The following is a 20,848-nucleotide window of genomic DNA, read 5'->3' as shown; positions in this document are numbered from 1 at the left end:
GGGTTTAAAAGTCATAACTGAGCCGCGTGTAGTAAAACGCCCCTTCCGGCGCGGTCGGCGACAGGTAGCTGTATTGCTGGCCCGGGGTCTGGCGCAGGCGGGTGTTGTAGTCGTCGGGCTTACTGTCGAACAGGTTGTTGGCGCCCACCGACACGCGCAGTTGCTTGGTGAAGGCGTAGTTCACGTCCAGGTCGGTGTTCCATTGCGCGGCGAAGGTCTGGTCGTATTGGGCGTTGGCTTCGCTGGCGGCGTATTTACGGTATTTGCCGTATCGGGTTTCGCTGAGCGCGATGGTCCATTGGCCAAGCTTGTGGATCGCGCCGAATACCAGCTTGTCTTCCGGGTAGCCGTGTTCCAGAAAACCTCGGGACTCACGGGTCAGCACTTCGAAACCGTTGGGATTTTCGTGGACCTTTTCGATGGTGGTACGGGCCTTGGTGTAGCCCGCCGACAGGCTCAAGCCGCCGTACTGCGCCAGGTCCAGGTTGTACTTGCCGACGATATCGACGCCCCGGGTGCGGGTGTCGGCGGCGTTGGTCATGAACTGCGCCCAGGAATACTGGCCAAAGCCGGCATCCTTGAGGATCTGTTCGGCACGCGGGCCGGAAATACCGCCGCTGAACAGCAGGCGATCACGGATGGAAATCTGGTAGGCATCGATGGTCAGCGAGGCTTGCTCGGTAGGCCGCAGTACCAGGCCCAGGGAATAGTTGGTGGACTTCTCAGGCTTGAGCGGCTGCGCACCGAGGGCGCGGGCGGCCGGGTTGTCCGCAGGCAGCATGCGGGTCAGTACCGGGTTGCCGTTGGCATCGAGGTTGGTGGTGGTGGTCCAGGAGGTCCCGACCTGGCCCAGGCTTGGCGCGTGATACGCGTTGTTGACCGTGGCACGCAGGCCCACTTGCGGCGTGAAGTCATACCGCGCCGAGAGCTTGCCGGTGGTGGCCGAGCCGAAGTCCGAGTAGTGCTCGGTACGCCCGGCGAGGCCTACCTGGAGCTTGTCGGTGACTTGGTTTTCCAGGCCGAAGTACACGCCGCCGACATCACGTTTGAAGGTGCCGGCATCGTCCGGAGTCAGTCCCGAGGCCTGCACCGCACCGACCTGTACCCCGTCGATACCGCCGTAGGAGTAGGAGTCGTAGTCGCCCGCCTCCAAACGATATTGCTCATGACGATAGGCGATGCCGGCGGAGACCGTCAGTGGATGGCTGGACCAGCTGACGTCCAGGTCCTTGGCGTAATCGAGGGTCACGTTGGTCTGTTCGTTGATCAGGGTAGCGACGTCGAACTTGGTCGGGCTGTTGACGCCGTAGCTCGGGTTGACGGTGTTGAAGGCCAGTTCGTCGTGCTTGTCGCGGCCATAGGTGGCGCTCAGGTCGAAGCGGCCCAGGGTCTCGTCTTCATAACGGCTGCCGAGGGTGAAGGCGCCGTCTTCATAGCGGTAGCGGTATTTGGGGATCGTACCGCCCGGGTAAATCCCCGCTACGTTGTTCGGGCTGCTGGCCAACAGCGGCGGCGTGTTGTTCACCGAGGTGTCCTGGCCAAAGGTGGCGAAACTGTAGAGCCGCCACTGATCATTCAGGCCGATTTCAGCATTGGCCGCCAGGTTGTACTTGTCGCGCCCGGCACCGCCCCAACGCGGGTCCTGCACTTGGCCGTCGGCGACGTATTTGTCGCCAATATCGTCGGGCTTGTTGTTCAAGGTATTGAAGCTCAGGGTCAGGAAACCATCCCCTGGCAAGCCCACGCCGTACCAGCCATCGGTGGTCTTGCTGAAGCCGTCGCCCTGGGCATATTTGCCCAGTTGCGTATTGACCTGGCCACCGCTGTCGCGCTCCTTGAGCACGATGTTGACCACCCCGGCCACGGCATCGGAACCGTACTGCGCCGAGGCGCCATCACGCAGCACTTCGACGTGGTCGATGGCGCTGATGGGGATCATGTCCAGGTCCACCGGCTGCGCGCCAATGAACGGCACGCCACCGGAGATATTCACCACTGCCGAGGTGTGGCGGCGCTTGCCATTGATCAGCACCAGGGTCTGGTCAGGCGACAAGCCACGCAGCGACGCGCCCTTCGGGTCTTGCCCGCGGGTGGCGCTGTTGTTCTGCGGAAAATTGAATGAGGGCAGCAGTTGAAACAGCGCCTGGTTCAGGCTGGTGGCACCGGTTTGCTTGAGTTCTTCGGCGTTGATCACGTCCACCGGGGCACTGCCGGACAAGGCCGTGGCATCGTTGCGGCGGGTGCCGATGGCGACCACGCGGTCCAGGGTCGGCGCTTGCGCGGCAGCGGTTTGCGCCTTGATGTTACTGCTGGACTTGGGGCCTTCCTTGATGATGAAGGCGCCGTCCGGGCTGACCTGCACTTGCAGGCCGGTGCCTTTGAGCGCGGCGTCCACCGCTTGCTGCGCAGACAACGAGCCATCGACGCTGGCCGACGAATAGCTGCCCAACTGCGGGGTGAAGGAAATCACCTGGCCACTCTGGCGACTGATGTTCAGCAGCACCTCATCCAAGGGGCCGGGCGCAATGTGGTAGAGCTGACGCGCGTCTTCAGCGCTGGCGGCAAACGACAAAAACAGACTGGCCAACGGCACCAGCGCAAAGGTTCGAAGCGGCATACGGTTGAACTGGCTCACATTGGCTCCCCCCAAGGAAACTCCATAACGCTGCTCCCCGCAGCGCTTACGGGAGTGATGTGGGATGGCGCGGGGAAAACTTGCAGACCGTTTGGTTATGTTCTTAGAACCGTGCCTTTCAAGGTCTTTGAAAAAACGCCTTACGGCTAACACCGAACCTGCGGCTGCTTTCTGTAGCCGCTGCCGAGGTACGAGGCTGCGATGCGTGTCCGCAGGACCGCCCATAGGGCCGCTGCGCAGCCCATCGCCGCCTCGTACCTCGGCCGCGGCTACAGGGACAGCTTTCACATTGAGTTGTCGGTGTTTTTCAGGCCGCACTGACGGTCACCCACAACCCGGTCCGGCGGGTGATATGAATCGGCAAGGTGCGCGCCAGGGTGTCGAGGATCTGCTGGGGATTGTCCAGCCGGTACAGGCCACTGACGCGCAAGCCGGCTACCGCTGGATCCAGGCGCAACACGCCATTGTGATACGGCCGCAAGGCGTCGATGACTTCCACCAACGGACGGTCACGCACTTGCAGGAAGCCGTCGATCCACGCCGTCGCCCCCGAGGAGCTGACCTGCACCGGGCCAAAACCGCCCCGGTCGTAACTGACTTCGTGCCCGGCCGCCAATTGCAGGTGGCCGCCATTCGGGCTGTCGATCTCCAGGGCGCCGTTGAGCGCCACCACGTGGCCCTGCCCTTCCCGCTCACGCAGCAGCAACCGATTGCCGTAGGCGCGCAATCGGGTTTGCTCGGTCTGGATCAGAAACGGTCGGCTCGCATCATTGGCAATCTTCGCCAGCAACTCGCCCTCACGCAGGCGCACCAGCCGTCGCTGAGAATCGAATTGGATATCCGCTGTGCTGCGCGCGTTGAGCAGCAACTCGCTGCCATCGGCCAACTCGACGGTTCGGCGCTCGCCGGTGCCCGTACGCAGGTCAGCGGTCAACGCCGACAGCGGCAAACCTAAAGGCCTCGCCAGCAAGCTCGCGCCCAGCGCTACGCCCGCGCCCACCAAGGCCCCACGCAGCAACGCGCGTCGGCTGGGCGGCGCTTGCAGCGCTTGCTGCAGCACCTTGCCGCTGACACCTTGGGCCTGGGCAATCTGGAACACATCGAGGCGGGTTTCCAGCTGTTGGCACAACGCTTCATGACGTGGGTCTTCGGCACGCCATTGGTGATAACGCTGCCAGTCGGCCGCACTCGCCTGACCAGAGCGCAGCAAGACGATCCAGCGAGTGGCACTGTCGATCAGTTCGTCATTCATTCCAGGCACAGCCGCAGACAACGGTTGATGGCGCGGGTCATGTAGTCGCTGACGGAGCGTTGAGAGATGCCGAGTTCGGCGGCAATTTCGGGATACGTCAGGCCATTGAGTTGCGACAGCAGGAAGGTCGCCTTGACCTTGGCCGGCAAGCCGTCAAGCAATTGGTCGATGGCCTGCAACGCTTCGAGCATTTGCGCCAGCTCTTCAGGGGATGGCGCAGATGATGTTTCGTCCTGGTCCAGGGCATCGAGGTAAGCGCGCTCCAGATCACGGCGACGCCACAGTTGATACATCAGGCGCTGGGCAATGGTTGTCAACAAGGCGCGGGGCTGGCGGATCGGTGTGACGCCCGGCGCGCTCAGCAACTGGACAAAGGTGTCGGCGGCGATGTCTTCGGCGTGAGCACGGGAATCCAGGTGCCGATGCAAACGGCTGCACAGCCAGTCGTAATGACTACGGAACAATCCGCCCACGTAGTCGCTGTGAGAAATGTCGGCGCCGGACATAGTGGCTCCATCTGAGTAGGTTGCACGTTATGTCCGGTGTTCCGGTGGGGCGATCCTAGCAAGGCTGCTTATTCTTTAATAATACTTAAAATGCATTTTTATATAACTTTATTGTAGCCTCTGCCGAGGCACGAGGCTGCGATGGGTTGCGAAGCGACCCCAGAGGGCGGTCCTGCGGACACGCATCGCAGCCTCGTGCCTCGGCAGCGGCTACAGGTTCAACGAAGCCTTTCGAAACCCAGTGCCTGAGCCTGCTGCCGGTAATCCAACAGCACTTGGTAATCCGCTTCACTGGCAGCCAGCACCTCCTGCACGCCCAGTATCTCCACCACCTGCGGCAGTTCCTGCAACGCCTGGTTCATCGCCTGACGAATCCGCAGGATGTATTCATCACTCAAACCCTGCGCGCCGATGTAAGGCAGCGTCGGGCTGATCGCACTGCGGGTGACGATACGCAGTCCCGCGACTTCTTCTGGAGCAAAACGCGCCAGGTAGGCGAAGGTCACGCTGTCGATGGCGGCGAGGTCTGCACGGTCTTCCCGCAGCCAGCGCAGGCTGTCGCGATGACCGCCGCTGATGGCCACGCTGGCAAAGAAGCGTCCCTGGCGATGTAACGGTGCCAGGTGCTCGCGCAGCAGGTTCATGCCGCTGTTGGAGTCCTCACCGTTGATCACGCCACGACTGTCGTAGAAATCCACCAGGGTCGTTCGCGGGTTGTCGTCGCGGGTCAGCAGCAGGCTGCAGTGATTGCCAGCGCTGCTGTCGGGCAGTTCGTAGCGGGGACGGCCAATCAGCCGCACTTGCCCACGCAGTTGGGTCATCAGCGGATAGCCGCAGGTCTGGGTCAACAACAATTCGGGCGCGCGCCACAGGCTTAGAAGGTCCAGGCCGTCAGCGGTACGCCGGGTAACGTCGAGCCGTTCAAGGATGCGCGCCAGCCATTGCTCGTTGGCCTCAAGCACCTGCTGGGGCGCCACGTACATCAACAGCTCGGCGTAGTGTTCGCTCATGCAAGCCTCGTCAGATAAAGGGATGGCGCGGACTGTCGATGGTCTTGAGCCCGTAGCGGCCGATCAATTGGCCATAACCTTGCACCACAAAGCCACCGCTACGCGCCTGCCACTGCGCACGACGTGCGCGATAGACCCGGGGCAGGAAATACCAGGGCAGCTTCGGCAAGTCGTGATGCACCAAATGCAGGTTGAGGTTGAGAAACAGCCAGGTCCACGGCCAGCCGGCTTCGTTGATCACTGTGCGCTGTTCAGGTTGCAGGTGCGGGCGGTGTTCATAGTACGAACGAATCATCGCCACCGACAGCGCGGGCACACTGACCAGCGCCAGGTAATGCCACACCGGCAGCACGCTGTAGCGGGCGATAAACACCAGCATCAGCACGGTCAATACGCCATGGGTCAGCCACATCAGCCAGGCCTGACGCTGGCCTTGGCGCAGCCGCAGCAACTCTTCGCGCGCCAGCGTCCACAACGCCAACGGCGCGCCCAGCAGGAAACGCCCGAGTACGGTTTTGTTCAGCCTGTGCAGGCTGCGCTCGAACAGCGAACTGCCGGCCCATTGCCCTTGCGTCAGGTAGCGGCTTTCCGGATCAACGCCGGGAACAGTGAGTTGCTCATCGTTGTGGTGCAACAAATGGCTGTCGCGATACAGGGTGTAGGGATACCAGACCGCCAAGGGCGCGTAGCCAAGGAGTTTGTTCAGGGCCTTGAAACGGGTGGGATGGCCATGGAGCATTTCGTGTTGCAGGGACAGCCACAGCACCACAATCGGGATCAACAGCATCGTGCTCAGCCACCGGCCCAGCCAGGCGCTGCCCAATATCACGGTAAACCAGCTGGCGTAGACGCCGATCAATAATAGCCAGGTCGGCCATTCGGTGCGGGCGGTGAGGCTTTGACTCAGGACTTCGATTTCGAGGCGGTGGGTGTCATCGAGGTAGTTGGGCATCGGCGAGCTCAGGGCAGTCCAGGCCGACAACGAAAGTCGGCTTCATCCTGCTCTGTGCAACGAGGCGGGGAAATCTTGCAGATCGTTTGGTGCTTAGCTTAGAAGCAAACAAGCCGCTGCCGAGGTACGAGGCTGTGAAGTGGCCCGCAGGACCATCCATTGGGGGCTGCTTCGCACCCCATCGCAGCCTCGTGCCTCGTCAGCGGCTACAAGTAATCAATGCCCAAACAAACCCGCGTCGGATTTTTTGGCTTTTTTGTCGGCGCGTTTTTCATCGGCAGTCTTTGCCGGTTTCTTCTTCGCGGCTTTCTTTGAATCCATGCCTTTGGCCATGATGCGTGCTCCACTTTCAGGGGATGTAACAAGGGGTATAACACCTATTGCCCAACAGAAGGCGCTTTGCCCGACTTATAATCCCGACCCCTTGATCACGCCTGTCGAAATACCATGCCCGAGTTGCACATCAATCTGCTGGCAGAGCCGCTTTGGCCACTGCTGAACAAGTTTTACCGAAGCCATAACTCGCCGATGAAAGCCCTGAAGGGCGGCCAACTGTGGGTGGCCAGGCACAGTGAGATCGTCGCCGGCCTCTGCTTGAGCCCGGTGGTGGGCGGGCAATGGTTGACCGGGCTGTTTGTCGACCCGGCATTGCGTGGCCAGGGTTTGGCGGCGCGACTGATTCGTGAGGCCGTCGCACCGGTGGAAGGCACGGTGTGGCTGCTTTGCCATCCGGACCTGGAAGGGTTTTATCAGCGCCTCGGTTTTACCCAGGACACACCACTGCCCCAGTCCCTGGCCGAACGATGGGTGCGCTACAAACGCAACAAGCCAATGATCGCCATGGGCTTAGAACCATTGGTTAGGTCGACCTTCAATAATGGATGATCAGTGGTTGTGGGCTGCGTGCTAGCCTCCTCGGCACAATGGCCCACACTAGGATGATCATGAAAGCGACCCTTGCGGCTTTATCCCTCAGCGCCCTCCTTTTCCCAGCCTTGAGCCAGGCAGCAGAGGCTCCGGTTTCTGCCCAGCAATACGCAACCGTGCTGGCCGGCAGTTGGCGTGCACCGGCCAACAGCGCGCGCGACGTGTATCGCCATCCGCAGCAGACCCTCGCGTTCTTCGGCCTGCGGCCCGACCAGACGCTGATCGAAATCACCCCCGGCGGCGGCTGGTACAGTGAAGTGTTGGCGCCGCTGCTCAAGGAGCACGGCCATTACATCGCCGCCGTGCAAGCCCCGACCAGCAGCGCCTATGCCCGCACCTCCGAAGAAAGCCTGAAACAGAAATTCGCTGCCGATCCGGCCCGTTATGCCAAAGCTGGCTTCGTCGAGTTCGACCCCAAGGCACCGACTCTGGGCAAACCAGGTTCAGCTGACACGGTGCTGACTTTCCGTAACGTCCATAACTGGGTGTTGGCCGACACCGCACCGGCAACCTTTGAAGCCTTCTTCAAGGTGTTGAAACCGGGCGGCGTACTGGGCGTAGTGGATCATCGGGCCAAGGACGGTGCGTCATTGGATGACATCAAGCACAGCGGGTACCTGACCACGGCGTATGTGGTGAAACTGGCGACGGATGCGGGGTTCAAGCTGGATGGGCAGAGCGAGATCAACGCCAATCCGAAAGACACCAAGGATTATCCCGATGGCGTCTGGACATTGCCGCCTGCGTTGAAACTGGGGGAGAAGGATAAGGCGAAGTATCTGGCGATTGGCGAGTCGGACCGGATGACGTTGCGGTTTGTTAAACCGGTCAAATAGCCAAGCAGAACGCGAATCCAATGTGGGAGCGGGCTTGCTCGCTCCCACATGTTGACCTGTGTTGTATCTCGGGTTATTCGTCGGAGTCAGGATCCATGTCCGGGAACATTACCTCGATAAACCCGAACTTGCTGAAGTCGGTAATCCGCGACGGGTACAACCGGCCAATCAGGTGATCGCATTCATGCTGCACCACCCGCGCATGAAAACCTTCGGCAATCCGCACAATCGGTTCGCCCTTGGGATCAAACCCCTCATAGCGAATCCGCTGATAACGGTCCACCGCCCCACGCATGCCGGGCACCGACAGGCAGCCTTCATAGCCTTCTTCCAGCAGCGGACTTAACGGCGTGATCAACGGGTTGATCAGGATGGTCTGCGGCACGGCCGGGGCATCCGGATAGCGTTCGCTGCTCTCGAAACCAAAGATCACCAGTTGCAAATCAACACCCACCTGCGGCGCGGCGAGGCCAACGCCGCCCACATGTTCCATGGTCTGGAACATGTCGTCGATCAACTGCCACAACTCGGGGCTGTCGAACATTTCCGGTGGAACCGGGGGCGCGATACGCAGCAGGCGCTCATCGCCCATTTTCAGGATTTCACGGATCATGATCAGGCTTCGTCAGTAGTAGGCTTGAGTGAATGGTCCCGGCCCAAGCCTGAGACATGTTGTTTGTCGTCGTGCTCGCCAAAGTCCTTTTCACCGGGGTTCTTGCCTTCAGCCGACATGTGTTCGATCACCGCATTCATCTCCGCGCCCAGCAGCAACACGGCAGCGGAAATGTAGAAGTACAGCAACAGGACGATGATCGCGCCGATACTGCCATACATGGCGTTGTAGTTGCCAAAGGCTTTGACATAGAAGCCAAAGCCCAGGGAGGCGAGGATCCAGACCACCACCGCCAGTACCGAACCTGGGGAGATAAAGCGAAACTTCTGCTTCACATCGGGCATCACGTAGTACATCAAGGCCACGGCAAACATCAGCAGGATGACGATCACCGGCCAGCGCAGGATGGTCCACAGGGTGACCACGTATTGCTCCATGCCGATCTGGCCCGCCAGCCACTCCATCACCTGTGGCCCGAGGACCATCAGCGCGGCGGCCATCAGCAGCATGCCGGCGACGCCAATGGTGTAGAAGACCGACAGCGGAAAACGCTTCCAGATCGGCCGGCCCTCGACCACATCGTAGGCGGCGTTCATCGCGCTCATCATCAGGCGTACGCCTGCCGAGGCGGTCCATAGTGCAACGACGATACCCACGGACAGCAAGCCGCCCTTGGATTGCTGCAGTTGGTCGATTACCGGGTTGACCTGTTCCAGGGCCTGGGGGGGTAACACGAGCGCCGACTGGTCGCGCAGGAAGGTGAAAAACTCCGGCAGGCGCAGGAAACCGATCAGGGCAATCAGGAACAACAGGAAGGGAAACAGCGAGAACAGCATCTGGTAGGCCAGTGCCGAGGCGTAGGTGGGCATCTCGTCATCGATAAACTCGGTGACCGTGCGTACCAGCACTTTGTGCAGGGGCAAACCGTTCAATACCGGAAAAATCATAGCGTCTCCTTTCGCCGCAAAAGGTTGAGTTCGTGGGCGACTCAGGGGCCGTTTTCTACATCAAGGTAGCCTATTTGGCGACCTTGAAACAATTTCGAAACTTTAATTACTGCAAGACACACAAAAACGGCCATCTGTGGATGGCCGTCGGACTGCTCGATCGCGAGCAATCGGGTCAGGACTATTTGACCGCTTTTTTTACCGCATCTTTGGCGTCGCCGACGGCTTTTTGTACTTCACCTTTCTTTTCCTGAATCACGCCTTCGGCACGCAGCTTGTCGTTGCCGGTGACTTTACCGACACCTTGCTTGATGTTGCCGATGGCCTCGTTCGCTAAACCTTTTGCCTTATCCGATGTGCTACTCATGGTATTTCTCCTGGGAACAATCAAGGGTTTGGGTCATTACGTAGAGGTTGACCCTGGGCCGCTTGGCAGAGTTTCAATTATTTTTGCCCAGGCATTTCATCGCCCTCGACAGGTTGGGCTTTATGTTTTGCGGCCAACCCACGAGAATGCCCGGCACATTCAGGCTAAAACGCTGAATACCTGATCCCGTAGGAACGTTATGAAACTCAATAAAACCCAAGCCATCGCCCGCAGAAACCAAGAACTGGGCGGTGCCGTGCTCGGCGTCAACAACTGCCACTTCACCGACCTGGACCGCAAACGCAACATCTGGTGGTTCGACCTGCCGGTGACCCGTATTGCCGTGGGCCAGTACGAGTGGATTCACTTGTTGATGCACAACGCTGAAAGTGACCAGTTGCTGCATCTGAAAGTGCCGACGGCGTTCATGCGCGAGAAGCTTGAAGGCCTCGTGGTGCGCAACGCCGGCAAACGCAAGCCGGAGATCACCCTGGAGCTGAGTGCCGATAAGGATTCATTCCTCAAGGATGTGCGCCCGGCAGGTGCCGGTGTGAGCTTCGCGCAATTTGCCCTGTAGGAAAACCTGTAGCCGCTGCCGAGGCACGAGGCTGCGAAGGGTTGCGTAGCGACCCCCTAAGCGGTCCTGCGGCCCGCATCGCAGCCTCGTGCCTCGGCAGCGGCTACAGAAAGCCAGGCCCTGCGCAATTGTGTAGATACCTATGGCTATCGCCGGCAAGCCTGCTCCCACATTGGATTGCATTGCAATTCAGGAGAGTCGACAGGCCATAAAAAACCCCGCATTGGCGGGGTTTTTTATTGGGTTACTTTTTCAAACCCAGCTTCTTCAGTTCTTCGTCCCGCAACTCGCGGCGCAGGATCTTGCCAACGTTGGTGGTCGGCAACGCGTCGCGGAACTCCACAGCCTTCGGCACCTTGTAACCGGTGACGTTGGCACGCATGTGCTCCATCACCTGGTCCTTGGTCAGGGAGGCACCCGGCTTGACCACGATGAAGATCTTGATGTGCTCCCCGGACTTTTCGTCGGGTACACCAATGGCCGCGCATTGCAGCACGCCCGGCAGACTTACCAGCACGTCTTCCAGTTCATTGGGATAGACGTTGAAACCGGAGACCAGAATCATGTCCTTCTTGCGATCGACAATGCGCATGTAGCCGTCCGGCTGAATGACCGCAATGTCACCGGTCTTCAACCAGCCTTCGCTGTCGATCATCTCGGCAGTAGCGTCTTCACGCTGCCAGTAGCCTTTCATCACTTGCGGGCCCTTGACGCACAGCTCGCCGATTTCTCCCAGTGGCAACTCAACACCGTCGTCGGAGATGACTTTGCACAGGGTCGACGGTAACGGAATGCCAATGGTGCCGATCTGGATGTTCTGGATCGGGTTGACGGTAGCCACCGGGCTGGTTTCGGTCATGCCGTAACCTTCACAGATGGAGCAGCCAGTGACGGCCTTCCAACGCTCAGCCGCCGCCAGTTGCAGGGCCATGCCACCCGACAAGGTAGCTTTGAGTGCCGAGAAATCCAGCTTGCGGAAACCCTCGTTGTTGCACAGGGCCACAAACAGGGTATTGAGGCCGACAAAACCGCTGAACTTCCACTTCGACAGCTCTTTGACCATCGCCGGCAGGTCGCGCGGGTTGCTGATCAGGATGTTGTGGTTGCCGATCAGCATCATCGCCATACAATGAAAGGTGAAGGCGTAAATGTGATACAGCGGCAACGGGGTGATCAGGATCTCGCAACCTTCATTGAGGTTGGCCCCCATCAGCTCCTTGCACTGCAGCATGTTGGCCACCAGGTTGCGGTGGGTGAGCATTGCGCCCTTGGCCACACCGGTGGTGCCACCGGTGTATTGCAGCACGGCCACCTCATCGCTGCTGGGGCTGACTTCGTTAAGCGGCTGGCCGTGCCCCCCGGCCAGGACGTCGTTGAATTTGATCGCCTTGGGCAAGTGATAGGCCGGGACCATTTTCTTCACGTATTTGATGACGCTGTTGATCAGCAGCCGCTTGAGCGGCGGTAACAGGTCGGCCACTTCGGTGACGATCACATGCTTGACGGAAGTCTTGGGGACGACTTTTTCGGCCAGGTGGGCCATGTTGGCCAGGCAAATCAGCGCTTTGGCGCCGGAGTCGTTGAACTGGTGCTCCATTTCCCGCGCGGTGTACAGCGGGTTGGTATTGACTACGATCAAGCCCGCGCGGATGGCACCAAAGACGGCGACCGGGTACTGCAGGACATTGGGCAGTTGCACGGCGATTCGATCACCGGGCTGCAAATCGGTATGCTGTTGCAGGTATGCGGCAAACGCTCCGGACAACTCGTACAACTCACCGTAGGTGATGGTCTTGCCCAGGTTGCTGAAAGCCGGTTTGTCGGCGAAGCGTTGGCAGGACTGTTTCAGTACCGCCTGAATATTTGGATACTCGTCTGGATTGATGTCTGCAGCAATCCCGGCAGGGTACTTATCCTTCCAAAAGTCTTCGTTCATGGAAGCCCACTCCTCAGCGACGCGAATTCATTCATCGCATTTGATGCGATTATTATTTGTGTGTGTTTTTTAGGGTGAGTCTGGCTGTTTCAAGCAGGCCGAGATGTCACAAAGCGCGCCGAGAGTAGCAGCTTTGCCAAAGGCCGCCTAGAGCCAAAGGTGGCCCCTACAGTCATAAACATGACTCAAGAATATTCAGTAGTCACTTTTAGAGCAAAGATTCTATATGTTGTGAAAAGCCTCTAAATCAGGGGTCTACACAATAAATATGGGAGCGAGCACGCCGAATCGTCGTACCGCAGCTCCCACATGTTGACCGCATTCAAATCAAGCAATATCGCGAAGCTCGCGCCGCAAGATTTTCCCTACCGGTGTCATCGGCAGCGAATCCCTCAGTACGATGTGCTTGGGCACCTTGTAGCCGGTGAAGTTGGCCTTGCAATAGGTCTTCAGTTCTTCAAGGCTGACACCCTGAGCACGCGCCACTACAAACAGCTTCACCGCCTCCCCGGTGCGCTCGTCCGGCACGCCGATCACCGCACAATTGGCAACGCTCGGGTGGGCCATGATCACGTCTTCGATCTCATTGGGGTAAACGTTGAAACCCGAAACGATGATCAAGTCTTTCTTGCGATCCACGATCCGCACAAAACCATCAGGGTCGATCACCGCGATGTCACCCGTCTTGAGCCAGCCTTGCGCATCCAGGGTCTCAGCGGTAGCGGCCGGTTGCTGCCAATAGCCCTTCATTACTTGCGGACCTTTCACACATAGTTCGCCTCGTTCGCCCAAGGGCAATTCCGCACCTTCATCATCGATGACCTTCATCGCCGTGCCCGGCAGCGGAATGCCCACGGTTCCCAACCGAATTTTGTTGCCGTAAGGATTGGCACTCGCCACCGGCGAGGTCTCGGTCAGGCCATAGCCCTCGCCGATCGCGCATCCGGTGAGTTGCTGCCAACGCTCGGCAGTGGCCTTGACCAGCGCAGTACCACCGGAGCTGGTGAGTTTGAGGTGGGAGAAGTCGAGGCTCTTGAAATCAGGATGGTCCATTAACGCCACAAACAGCGTGTTGAGCCCCATCAGTCCGGTAAAGCGCCACTTTTTCAATTCCTTGATAAAGCCGCCAATGTCCCTGGGGTTAGTGATCAGCACGTTATGGTTACCGGATACCATCATGCACATGCAATTCGCGGTGAAAGCATAGATGTGGTACAGCGGCAGCGGCGCGATCATCACCTCCTGTCCTTCCTTGATCAGCGGGTGCCCATCGTCGCCAAGTTGTGACATGCAGGCACGCACTTGCTGCATGTTGGCGACCAGGTTGCCATGGGTGAGCATTGCACCTTTGGCGAGGCCGGTGGTGCCGCCGGTGTATTGCAGCACGGCAATATCATCCAGAGTGACCGGGTGATGGGTAATGCCCAAGCCGGCCCCCAGACGCAGCGCACGCTTGAAAGAAACGGCCCGAGGCAGGTTGTAGGCCGGGACCATTTTCTTCACTTTATCGACCACAGTGTTGATCAGCCAGCCCTTGGCGGCGGGCATCAGGTCGCCCATCTTCGCTTCGATCAGGTACTCGATCTCGGTATCGGGAACCACTTCCTGAACCCGCGAGCCAAACAGATTCAGGTAGACCAGGGCACGAACGCCAGCGCCCTTGAACTGGTGGAGCATCTCACGCGGGGTGTACAACGGGTTGGTGTTGACCACAATCAGCCCCGCCCGCAAGGCACCGAACACCGCAATCGGGTACTGCAGGACGTTGGGCATCTGCACCGCAATGCGGTCGCCTGGCTTGAGGTCGGTGTGCTGTTGCAGGTAACCGGCGAACGCTGCACTCTGGCGCTCAAGCTCGGCGTAGGTCAGTGTGATCCCCATGTTGCTGAACGCCGGACGATCGGCAAAGGTCTTGCAGGAACGCTCGAAGACTTCGATCACCGACTTGTAGACGCTCAGGTCGATGTCGGTGGGAACGCCCGCTGCGCGTTTGTCATTCCAGAAATCAGGTTGCATTATTCTTATCCTCTTACCTGCGTGTGTCCGGCCGCTTTCTGCTGCTATGACAAGCGGAGCTTCGGGGACGTTAGCAGCAATGGCCAAACAGGCAAATACTCAAAATCGTGTCATTGATTGTATGAATCTTGTCCCTGAGGCCCGGGCTGATCTGACGGCCCTCGGCAGATGAGCTATACACAGCATCGACCCTGAGCAAAGGAAGCGCCATGAACCACACCTCTTTCTGGCTGACCGCGAATGACCGTAGTCGCCTGTACGTCAACCAATGGCTGCCGGACGGCCCGCCCAAGGCGTTGATCATGCTCGCTCACGGTATGGCCGAGCACAGTGGTCGCTACGCCCGCCTGGCCGAAGCGTTGTGTGGTGCCGGCTACGGCCTGTATGCCCCCGACCAGCGTGGTCACGGCCGGACCGCCGACGAAGGCACCCTGGGGCTGTTCGCCGAGCGAGACGGCTGGAACAAAGTAGTGGGTGACCTGGCCAGCCTCAACCAGCACATCGGCCAGCAACAACCTGGACTGCCGATCATTCTGCTGGGCCACAGCATGGGCAGCTATATCGCCCAGGCCTACCTGCTGCACCACAGCGCCAGCCTCAATGGGGCCATTCTCAGCGGCTCGAATTTCCAGCCGGTAGCGCTGTACGGCGCAGCCAAGGTCATCGCCCATGTTGAACGCCTGCGCCAGGGCCTCAGGGGCCGCAGTGCGCTGATCGACTTTCTGTCGTTTGGCTCGTTCAACAAAGCGTTCAAGCCCAATCGCACGGCGTTCGACTGGCTCAGTCGTGACCCGGACGAAGTCGACAAGTATGTCAGCGACCCACTGTGTGGCTTTCGCTGCACCAACCAGCTATGGATTGACCTGTTGAGCGGCTTGCAGCAAATCAGCAAAGCGTCCAATCTCGCTCAGATCGATCCGGGCCTGCCGATCCTGGTGATGGGTGGTGAATGTGATCCGGTCAGTGAAGGCAAGCGTCTCAAAAGCCTGGCCCATGCCCTGCGTGATGGAGGTTGCCAGAACCTGCAACTGAATATTTACCCGCAGGCGCGCCACGAATTGTTCAACGAAACCAACCGCGATGTGGTCACAGCCGATGTGCTGGCGTGGCTGGCCCAGGCCGTCAACCTGCGCCGCCCTGCACGCTGCGAATGAACGTCTAAATATTTTCGTTTAAAATCAACGAATTAAGATTATTGATTAGCCACAGGATGCACCATTAGATGACCCAGGTTACCAACACTCCGTACGAAGCCCTCGAAGTCGGCCAGACCGCCAGCTACAGCAAAACCGTCGAAGAGCGCGATATCCAGCTGTTCGCAGCGATGTCCGGCGACCACAACCCGGTGCACCTGGACGCCGAATTCGCCAAAGCCACCATGTTCAAGGAGCGCATTGCCCACGGCATGTTCAGCGGCGCCCTGATCAGTGCGGCAGTGGCGTGTGAGCTGCCTGGGCCAGGCACTATCTATATCGGCCAGCAAATGAGCTTCCAGAAGCCGGTAAAAATCGGCGACACCCTGACCGTGCGTCTGGAAATTCTCGAGAAGCTGCCAAAGTTTCGCGTGCGAATCGCCACTCGTGTGTTCAACCAGCGCGATGAATTGGTGGTGGACGGTGAAGCGGAAATCCTCGCGCCACGCAAGCAACAGGTCGTGACCTTGACCGAGTTGCCGGCCATCAGCATTGGCTGAAACAGCCCCCATGAAAAAGCCCCGCATCGACGGGGCTTTTTCTATTCCGCGATAGGCCAGGCAGGGCTTCCACCTGATCATGATTGCGTTGTACACCGTGGGACTGACGTTCAATATCCGCTTTATTTGCATGATCTGTCATTTGGCCTGCATGCAAAATGCCTGTATTTTCCAAGCCATCGACCCAAACGCCTGAAGCCCAATGAATCCTGAAAAACTTGAACTGCTGATCACCCGCGAAATGCCCTTCGGCAAGTACAAGGGACGGATCATCGCCGACCTGCCCGGCCCCTACCTGAACTGGTTCGCCCGTGAAGGTTTTCCTCATGGAGAACTGGGCGGCCTTCTGGCGTTGATGCAGGAAATCGACCACAACGGCCTCTGCGAACTGTTGGAACCACTACGTGCCAAACACGGCAAGCCCGCCCCTCGTCACTGACTAGAGCCCGACCATGCAACGGAACGCACAAGACGAACTTCACTGGCAGGCCATCGCCCAGCGCTACGACCTGGAGCCCGGCCCGATCAATCTGGAAAACGGGTACTTCGGGCGTATGAGCCGCGCAGTACTTAAGCAGTACCAGGACAATGTTGCCTTCATCAATCGCAGCAATTCGATCCATGTGCGCCAGTGTTACGAGCAGGGTGAAAATGTCGAGATCCGTAACCAACTGGCGCATTTGTTGGACGCCGATCCCGAAGCTATCGCCCTCACCCGCTGCGCTTCCGACGCGCTGCAATCACTGATCCGCAACTACAACCGCTTGCAACCGGGCGACCAGGTGCTGATCAGCGACCTGGAGTACGACACCGTCAAAGGCGCCATGCGCTGGCTGGCGCGCCACCGTGGGGTGGAGGTGATCGAAATTGCTCACGAACACCCGGCCAGCTTCGACAGCCTGGTGCAGACCTACCGCAATGCTTTCATGAGTTACCCGCGCCTCAAACTGCTGGCGCTGACTTACGTCACCCACCGCACCGGGCTGGTGATGCCAGTGGAGGCCATTGCGAATGCCGCACGGGAACACGGGGTTGATGTAATCCTCGATGGCGCCCACGCCCTGGGCCAGATCGAATTCAACCTGGCGCAGTTGGGTATCGCCTTTGCCGGTTTCAATCTGCACAAGTGGATTGGCGCCCCGTTGACCCTGGGCTTTATCTATATCGACCCGCAACGGCTGGCGGATATTGATCCGGACATGGGCGAATTCCACTACCCGGCTACCGATGTACGCGCTCGCACGCCCTATAGCACGCCGAATTTTCCAGCGCTGATGACGTTGCCGCTGGTGTTCGAGGAACACCGGTTGTTGGGTGGATCCGAGGCCAAAGGCGCCCGGCTTAACTACCTGCGGGATTTGTGGGTGCGTGAGGTGCGGCAGTTACCGGGGATTGAGGTGCTGACGCCGGATGATCCTCGCTTGTATTGCGCGATTACGTCGTTCAAATTCACCGGGCAGGTGGATCAGCAGGTGATGGCAGATCGATTGCTCAAGGAGTACAACCTGTTTACCACGACCCGCAGCGGGGCCGCGTTTGGCAGTTGCATTCGGGTAACGCCCGGGTTTCTGACGTCAGCGGCGGACATCCATGTTCTGATCAAAGCCATTACCGAATTGGCCACCTTTTGACCGAATTTTGCATAAAAAAAGCGGCGCACCGACCAAGTGCACCGCAAAAATGCCGTAGAACACAGCAACAACGATTCGGTAAATCCAATCAGTCCAGCAGCGCCAGCGCCTCAGCGGTAGTTTCCTGAATACGTGCCCAGTCGCCGTTCTTGACCCACTCCGGATCAAGCATCCAGCTCCCGCCCACACACATCACATTCTTCAACGCCATGTAGCTCTTGATATTGGCCGGGCCAACACCGCCAGTCGGGCAGAATTTCACTTCGCCGAACGGGCCGCCCAGGGCCTTGATTGCGGCGACGCCGCCACTGACTTCCGCCGGGAAGAGCTTGAAGCGGCGATAACCCAGGCCATAGCCTTCCATGATGCCCGACGCATTGCTGATACCTGGAAGCAGTGGGATCGGGCTGTGCACCGAGGCTTCCAGCAGGTCACGGGTAATGCCCGGAGTGACAATAAATTGCGAGCCTGCGACTTCCGCCGCTTCGAGCATGGTGCGATCCAACACAGTGCCAGCACCGGTGCACAGCTCCGGACGCTGCTCACGCAACACCTGAATGGCCTTGAGGCCGAACTGCGAGCGCAGGGTCACTTCCAGCGCGGTCAAACCACCGGCCGCCAGGGCATCGGCCAACGGCAGAATGTCCTGTTCGCGGGCAATGGTGATCACCGGCAGGATCCGCGCCTTGGCGCAGAGGCTGTCGATCAAGGCAACTTTGTCCGCCATGGATACGGTAGGTTGAGGGCTTTTCATCGCGGCTGATCCTTGGCTCATGGGCACCAGTAAATCTCTAAAGTAGGTTGCAAAAACGCCCGAACCGGCATGACAGCGACATCGTCACTGGCCAGCGCTTCGCTCAGGGTGGTGAGTTTCGAACTGCCGGAGATCGACAATACGGTGTAGTTGGCTGTGGCCAGCAATGCGCGGCTCATGGTCAGGCGCTGACGGGGCACGGTCGGGGCCAACATCGGCCAGCAACGGCGGCTGCCGTCCGGCTTCAAGGCATCCAGCAGGTTCGGGCTGTTGGGGAACAGCGATGCGGTATGACCGTCATCCCCCATTCCCAGCACCAGCACATCAATTGCCGGCAATTCTGCCAACTGGCGATCGGCCAGTTCGGCGGCGTCTTCAAGGTTGGCGGCAACGTGGTACAGGCTCAAAAACTTCGCCTTGGCCGCAGGGCCTTGCAGCAGGTATTTCTTCAGAAGGCCGGCATTGCTGTCGGCGTGTTCCACCGGTACCCAGCGCTCGTCAGCCAGGGTGATGGTCACCTTGGACCAGTCCAGGCCTTGCTTGGCCAGGTTCTGGAAAAACGCCACCGGACTGCGACCGCCGGACACCACCAGCACCGCTTCGCCACGGGCACTGATGGCCGCGCGCAATTGTTCAGCCACGTCATTGGCCAGGCCTTCGGCCAACAGCACGGGGTTGCGGTACTCATGAGCGCTGACGCCCTGAGGCAGTTTCAAATTAGATATCGCCATACCATGACCTCCCATCCCGCGTGATCAGTGCAATGGAGCTCATCGGCCCCCAGGAACCCGCCGCATACGGCTTGGGCGCATCACCGGATTTTTTCCACCCGGCGATCAACTGGTCACACCACTTCCACGCGGCTTCGATTTCATCTTTACGGACAAACAGGTTCTGATTGCCGCGCATCACTTCCAGCAACAACCGCTCGTAGGCATCGGGAATTCGTGCGCTGCGATAGGTGTCGGAAAAATTCAGTTGCAGTGGCCCACTGCGCAGTTGCATGCCCTTGTCCAGGCCCTGCTCCTTAGTCATCACGCGCAAGGAAATACCTTCATCCGGCTGCAGGCGAATGATCAGTTTGTTGCTGATCTGCAAACGCTGCTCGGGGGCAAAGATGTAGTGAGACGGCTCCTTGAAGTGAATGACGATCTGCGACAGCTTGTCCGGCATGCGCTTGCCGGTGCGCAGGTAGAACGGCACGCCGGCCCAACGCCAGTTACGAATATCGGCCCGCAGAGCAACGAAGGTTTCAGTGTCGCTCTGGGTGTTGGAATTCTCTTCCTCCAAGTAGCCCGGCACTGGCTTGCCGGCGCTGTAGCCGGCAATGTACTGACCGCGCACGACTTGAGTGGTCAGACCTTCCGGGCTGATGGGCGCCAGGGCCTTGAGTACCTTGACCTTCTCGTCACGGATGCTGTCGGCGGACAGGTCGGCCGGGGGGTCCATGGCGATCAGGCAAAGCAGTTGCAGCAGGTGATTCTGGATCATGTCCCGCAGTTGGCCGGCCTTGTCGAAATAACCCCAGCGGCCTTCGATACCGACCTTCTCGGCCACGGTGATTTCCACGTGGGAGATATAGTTCTGGTTCCACTGGGTTTCGAACAGGCTGTTGGCAAAGCGCAAGGCAATGAGGTTCTGAACGGTCTCTTTGCCCAGGTAATGGTCGATACGGTAGATGCGGTTTTCCGGAAAAAACTGCGCCACGGCGTCGTTGACCTTGCGCGAAGATTCCAGGTCCGAACCGATGGGCTTTTCCAGGACAACCCGGGTGTTTTCCGCCAGGCCGACCTTGGACAGGTTCTCGCAAATCGCGCCGTACACTGCCGCCGGGGTGGCGAAATAGGCGATCAGACGCTGGCCAGTACCGGCCTTTTCGGCCAGGGCAACGTAGTCTTCAGCCTTCAGGAAGTCGACGTGCAGGTAGCTCAGGCGCGCCAGGAAGCGTTGGGCAACGGCTTCATCCAGCTCCTTGCCAACGTATTTGCGTAATTCTTTCTCGATGTGGGCCAGGTGCTGCTGCTCGGAACCGGCTTCACGGGCCAGGGCCAGGAGGCGCGTGTCGTCGTGCAAGAGCCCGGCGCCATCGAGGTGATAGAGGGCAGGAAATAACTTGCGCAGCGCCAGATCACCCAAGGCGCCAAACAGGGCAAAGGTGCAGGGTTCTACGGTTATCAAAGGCATGATGTTTGTTCT

General features: G+C 59.2%; 20 protein-coding genes. 7 read left to right on the top strand and 13 right to left on the bottom strand.

The window, feature by feature from the left end:
• Positions 1 to 4: 4 nt before the first annotated feature.
• The 5 genes from GNF76_RS01830 to GNF76_RS01810 all read right to left on the bottom strand — a co-directional run bounded on the left by GNF76_RS01830 (position 5) and on the right by GNF76_RS01810 (position 6,355).
• Positions 5 to 2,635 (bottom strand): TonB-dependent receptor domain-containing protein, encoded by a 2,631-nt coding sequence (locus GNF76_RS01830; RefSeq protein WP_178123134.1) that lies wholly within the window; start codon positions 2,633 to 2,635, stop codon positions 5 to 7.
• Positions 2,636 to 2,942: 307 nt separating this feature from the next.
• Positions 2,943 to 3,887, bottom strand: coding sequence for a FecR domain-containing protein (locus tag GNF76_RS01825; protein ID WP_155581454.1), 945 nt, complete (start codon positions 3,885 to 3,887; stop codon positions 2,943 to 2,945).
• Positions 3,884 to 4,393, bottom strand: coding sequence for a sigma-70 family RNA polymerase sigma factor (locus tag GNF76_RS01820; RefSeq protein WP_155581453.1), 510 nt, complete (start codon positions 4,391 to 4,393; stop codon positions 3,884 to 3,886). Before GNF76_RS01820 ends, GNF76_RS01825 begins: the two co-directional genes overlap by 4 nt.
• A 218-nt stretch (positions 4,394 to 4,611) precedes the next feature.
• A complete protein-coding gene (locus GNF76_RS01815; RefSeq protein WP_155581452.1) occupies positions 4,612 to 5,403 on the bottom strand; it encodes a phosphate/phosphite/phosphonate ABC transporter substrate-binding protein in 792 nt (263 codons plus the stop codon).
• A gap of 10 nt (positions 5,404 to 5,413) precedes the next feature.
• The gene (locus GNF76_RS01810) at positions 5,414 to 6,355 is read right to left on the bottom strand and encodes a fatty acid desaturase (RefSeq protein ID WP_155581451.1); all 942 of its coding nucleotides are present in this window, start codon (positions 6,353 to 6,355) and stop codon (positions 5,414 to 5,416) included.
• A gap of 447 nt (positions 6,356 to 6,802) precedes the next feature.
• Between GNF76_RS01810 and GNF76_RS01805 the strand changes: the two genes are divergently transcribed.
• Together GNF76_RS01805 and GNF76_RS01800 are read left to right on the top strand one after the other, a co-directional pair.
• Positions 6,803 to 7,240 carry a GNAT family N-acetyltransferase gene (locus GNF76_RS01805; RefSeq protein WP_155581450.1) on the top strand — a complete coding sequence of 146 codons (438 nt, stop codon included), beginning with the start codon at positions 6,803 to 6,805 and terminating at the stop codon, positions 7,238 to 7,240.
• A 59-nt stretch (positions 7,241 to 7,299) separates the two neighbouring features.
• Positions 7,300 to 8,118, top strand: coding sequence for a class I SAM-dependent methyltransferase (locus GNF76_RS01800; RefSeq protein WP_155581449.1), 819 nt, complete (start codon positions 7,300 to 7,302; stop codon positions 8,116 to 8,118).
• Positions 8,119 to 8,191: 73 nt separating this feature from the next.
• Here GNF76_RS01800 and def read toward each other — a convergent pair whose 3' ends face one another.
• From def to GNF76_RS01785, 3 genes are all read right to left on the bottom strand, one after another.
• Complete coding sequence (gene def / locus GNF76_RS01795; protein WP_155581448.1) at positions 8,192 to 8,731, bottom strand: peptide deformylase; 540 nt, start codon at positions 8,729 to 8,731, stop codon at positions 8,192 to 8,194.
• 2 nt (positions 8,732 to 8,733) lie between these two features.
• Complete coding sequence (locus tag GNF76_RS01790) at positions 8,734 to 9,678, bottom strand: YihY/virulence factor BrkB family protein (protein WP_155581447.1); 945 nt, start codon at positions 9,676 to 9,678, stop codon at positions 8,734 to 8,736.
• Positions 9,679 to 9,859: 181 nt separating this feature from the next.
• Entirely contained in the window at positions 9,860 to 10,045 is a 186-nt protein-coding gene (locus tag GNF76_RS01785; protein ID WP_155581446.1) for a CsbD family protein, read from the bottom strand.
• Between the two features lie 199 nt (positions 10,046 to 10,244).
• Here GNF76_RS01785 and GNF76_RS01780 point away from each other — a divergent pair, with 199 nt between their 5' ends.
• Positions 10,245 to 10,622, top strand: coding sequence for a hypothetical protein (locus GNF76_RS01780; protein ID WP_155581445.1), 378 nt, complete (start codon positions 10,245 to 10,247; stop codon positions 10,620 to 10,622).
• 244 nt (positions 10,623 to 10,866) lie between these two features.
• Here the strand turns inward: GNF76_RS01780 and fadD1 are convergent, their stop codons facing one another.
• Positions 10,867 to 12,558 carry a long-chain-fatty-acid--CoA ligase FadD1 gene (fadD1, locus tag GNF76_RS01775; protein WP_155581444.1) on the bottom strand — a complete coding sequence of 564 codons (1,692 nt, stop codon included), beginning with the start codon at positions 12,556 to 12,558 and terminating at the stop codon, positions 10,867 to 10,869.
• Positions 12,559 to 12,885: 327 nt separating this feature from the next.
• Positions 12,886 to 14,574 carry a long-chain-fatty-acid--CoA ligase FadD2 gene (gene fadD2, locus GNF76_RS01770; RefSeq protein ID WP_155581443.1) on the bottom strand — a complete coding sequence of 563 codons (1,689 nt, stop codon included), beginning with the start codon at positions 14,572 to 14,574 and terminating at the stop codon, positions 12,886 to 12,888.
• Positions 14,575 to 14,783: 209 nt separating this feature from the next.
• On the opposite strand from fadD2, the gene GNF76_RS01765 reads away from it, so the two are divergent.
• The 4 genes from GNF76_RS01765 (at position 14,784) to GNF76_RS01750 (ending at position 17,898) form a co-directional block, all read left to right on the top strand.
• Positions 14,784 to 15,728 (top strand): alpha/beta hydrolase, encoded by a 945-nt coding sequence (locus tag GNF76_RS01765; protein ID WP_155581442.1) that lies wholly within the window; start codon positions 14,784 to 14,786, stop codon positions 15,726 to 15,728.
• 68 nt (positions 15,729 to 15,796) lie between these two features.
• Positions 15,797 to 16,267, top strand: a complete 471-nt coding sequence (locus tag GNF76_RS01760) for a MaoC family dehydratase (RefSeq protein WP_154745702.1) — start codon at positions 15,797 to 15,799, stop codon at positions 16,265 to 16,267.
• 202 nt (positions 16,268 to 16,469) lie between these two features.
• Positions 16,470 to 16,706, top strand: coding sequence for a DUF3820 family protein (locus GNF76_RS01755; protein ID WP_155581441.1), 237 nt, complete (start codon positions 16,470 to 16,472; stop codon positions 16,704 to 16,706).
• Positions 16,707 to 16,719: 13 nt separating this feature from the next.
• Complete coding sequence (locus GNF76_RS01750) at positions 16,720 to 17,898, top strand: aminotransferase class V-fold PLP-dependent enzyme (protein ID WP_155581440.1); 1,179 nt, start codon at positions 16,720 to 16,722, stop codon at positions 17,896 to 17,898.
• A gap of 88 nt (positions 17,899 to 17,986) precedes the next feature.
• On the opposite strand, the gene GNF76_RS01745 is transcribed toward GNF76_RS01750, so the two are convergent.
• The 3 genes from GNF76_RS01745 to zwf are packed head-to-tail and all read right to left on the bottom strand — an operon-like array spanning position 17,987 to position 20,836.
• The gene (locus GNF76_RS01745; RefSeq protein ID WP_155581439.1) at positions 17,987 to 18,652 is read right to left on the bottom strand and encodes a bifunctional 4-hydroxy-2-oxoglutarate aldolase/2-dehydro-3-deoxy-phosphogluconate aldolase; all 666 of its coding nucleotides are present in this window, start codon (positions 18,650 to 18,652) and stop codon (positions 17,987 to 17,989) included.
• A gap of 17 nt (positions 18,653 to 18,669) precedes the next feature.
• On the bottom strand, positions 18,670 to 19,383 hold the full coding sequence (gene pgl, locus GNF76_RS01740; protein ID WP_155581438.1) for a 6-phosphogluconolactonase: 714 nt from the start codon (positions 19,381 to 19,383) through the stop codon (positions 18,670 to 18,672).
• Entirely contained in the window at positions 19,370 to 20,836 is a 1,467-nt protein-coding gene (zwf, locus tag GNF76_RS01735; protein ID WP_155581437.1) for a glucose-6-phosphate dehydrogenase, read from the bottom strand. The genes pgl and zwf overlap by 14 nt, the downstream gene beginning before the upstream one ends.
• Between the last annotated feature and the right edge of the window lie 12 nt (positions 20,837 to 20,848).

The sequence above is a fragment of the Pseudomonas spelaei genome, from assembly GCF_009724245.1.
Lineage (GTDB): Bacteria > Pseudomonadota > Gammaproteobacteria > Pseudomonadales > Pseudomonadaceae > Aquipseudomonas > Aquipseudomonas spelaei.
The sequence above is the reverse complement of the archived record's forward strand: the minus strand, read 5'-3'. Positions and strand labels throughout refer to the sequence as shown.

Coding starts and splice junctions, on each gene's coding strand:
- GNF76_RS01820 (WP_155581453.1), bottom strand. CDS start 4,393: ATGTCCGGCGCCGACATTTCTCACAGCGACTACGTGGGCGGATTGTTC.
- GNF76_RS01800 (WP_155581449.1), top strand. CDS start 7,300: ATGAAAGCGACCCTTGCGGCTTTATCCCTCAGCGCCCTCCTTTTCCCA.
- fadD2 (WP_155581443.1), bottom strand. CDS start 14,574: ATGCAACCTGATTTCTGGAATGACAAACGCGCAGCGGGCGTTCCCACC.
- GNF76_RS01790 (WP_155581447.1), bottom strand. CDS start 9,678: ATGATTTTTCCGGTATTGAACGGTTTGCCCCTGCACAAAGTGCTGGTA.
- GNF76_RS01825 (WP_155581454.1), bottom strand. CDS start 3,887: ATGAATGACGAACTGATCGACAGTGCCACTCGCTGGATCGTCTTGCTG.
- GNF76_RS01780 (WP_155581445.1), top strand. CDS start 10,245: ATGAAACTCAATAAAACCCAAGCCATCGCCCGCAGAAACCAAGAACTG.
- GNF76_RS01745 (WP_155581439.1), bottom strand. CDS start 18,652: ATGAAAAGCCCTCAACCTACCGTATCCATGGCGGACAAAGTTGCCTTG.
- zwf (WP_155581437.1), bottom strand. CDS start 20,836: ATGCCTTTGATAACCGTAGAACCCTGCACCTTTGCCCTGTTTGGCGCC.
- fadD1 (WP_155581444.1), bottom strand. CDS start 12,558: ATGAACGAAGACTTTTGGAAGGATAAGTACCCTGCCGGGATTGCTGCA.
- GNF76_RS01805 (WP_155581450.1), top strand. CDS start 6,803: ATGCCCGAGTTGCACATCAATCTGCTGGCAGAGCCGCTTTGGCCACTG.
- GNF76_RS01755 (WP_155581441.1), top strand. CDS start 16,470: ATGAATCCTGAAAAACTTGAACTGCTGATCACCCGCGAAATGCCCTTC.
- GNF76_RS01815 (WP_155581452.1), bottom strand. CDS start 5,403: ATGAGCGAACACTACGCCGAGCTGTTGATGTACGTGGCGCCCCAGCAG.
- GNF76_RS01810 (WP_155581451.1), bottom strand. CDS start 6,355: ATGCCCAACTACCTCGATGACACCCACCGCCTCGAAATCGAAGTCCTG.
- GNF76_RS01785 (WP_155581446.1), bottom strand. CDS start 10,045: ATGAGTAGCACATCGGATAAGGCAAAAGGTTTAGCGAACGAGGCCATC.
- GNF76_RS01760 (WP_154745702.1), top strand. CDS start 15,797: ATGACCCAGGTTACCAACACTCCGTACGAAGCCCTCGAAGTCGGCCAG.
- def (WP_155581448.1), bottom strand. CDS start 8,731: ATGATCCGTGAAATCCTGAAAATGGGCGATGAGCGCCTGCTGCGTATC.
- pgl (WP_155581438.1), bottom strand. CDS start 19,383: ATGGCGATATCTAATTTGAAACTGCCTCAGGGCGTCAGCGCTCATGAG.
- GNF76_RS01750 (WP_155581440.1), top strand. CDS start 16,720: ATGCAACGGAACGCACAAGACGAACTTCACTGGCAGGCCATCGCCCAG.
- GNF76_RS01765 (WP_155581442.1), top strand. CDS start 14,784: ATGAACCACACCTCTTTCTGGCTGACCGCGAATGACCGTAGTCGCCTG.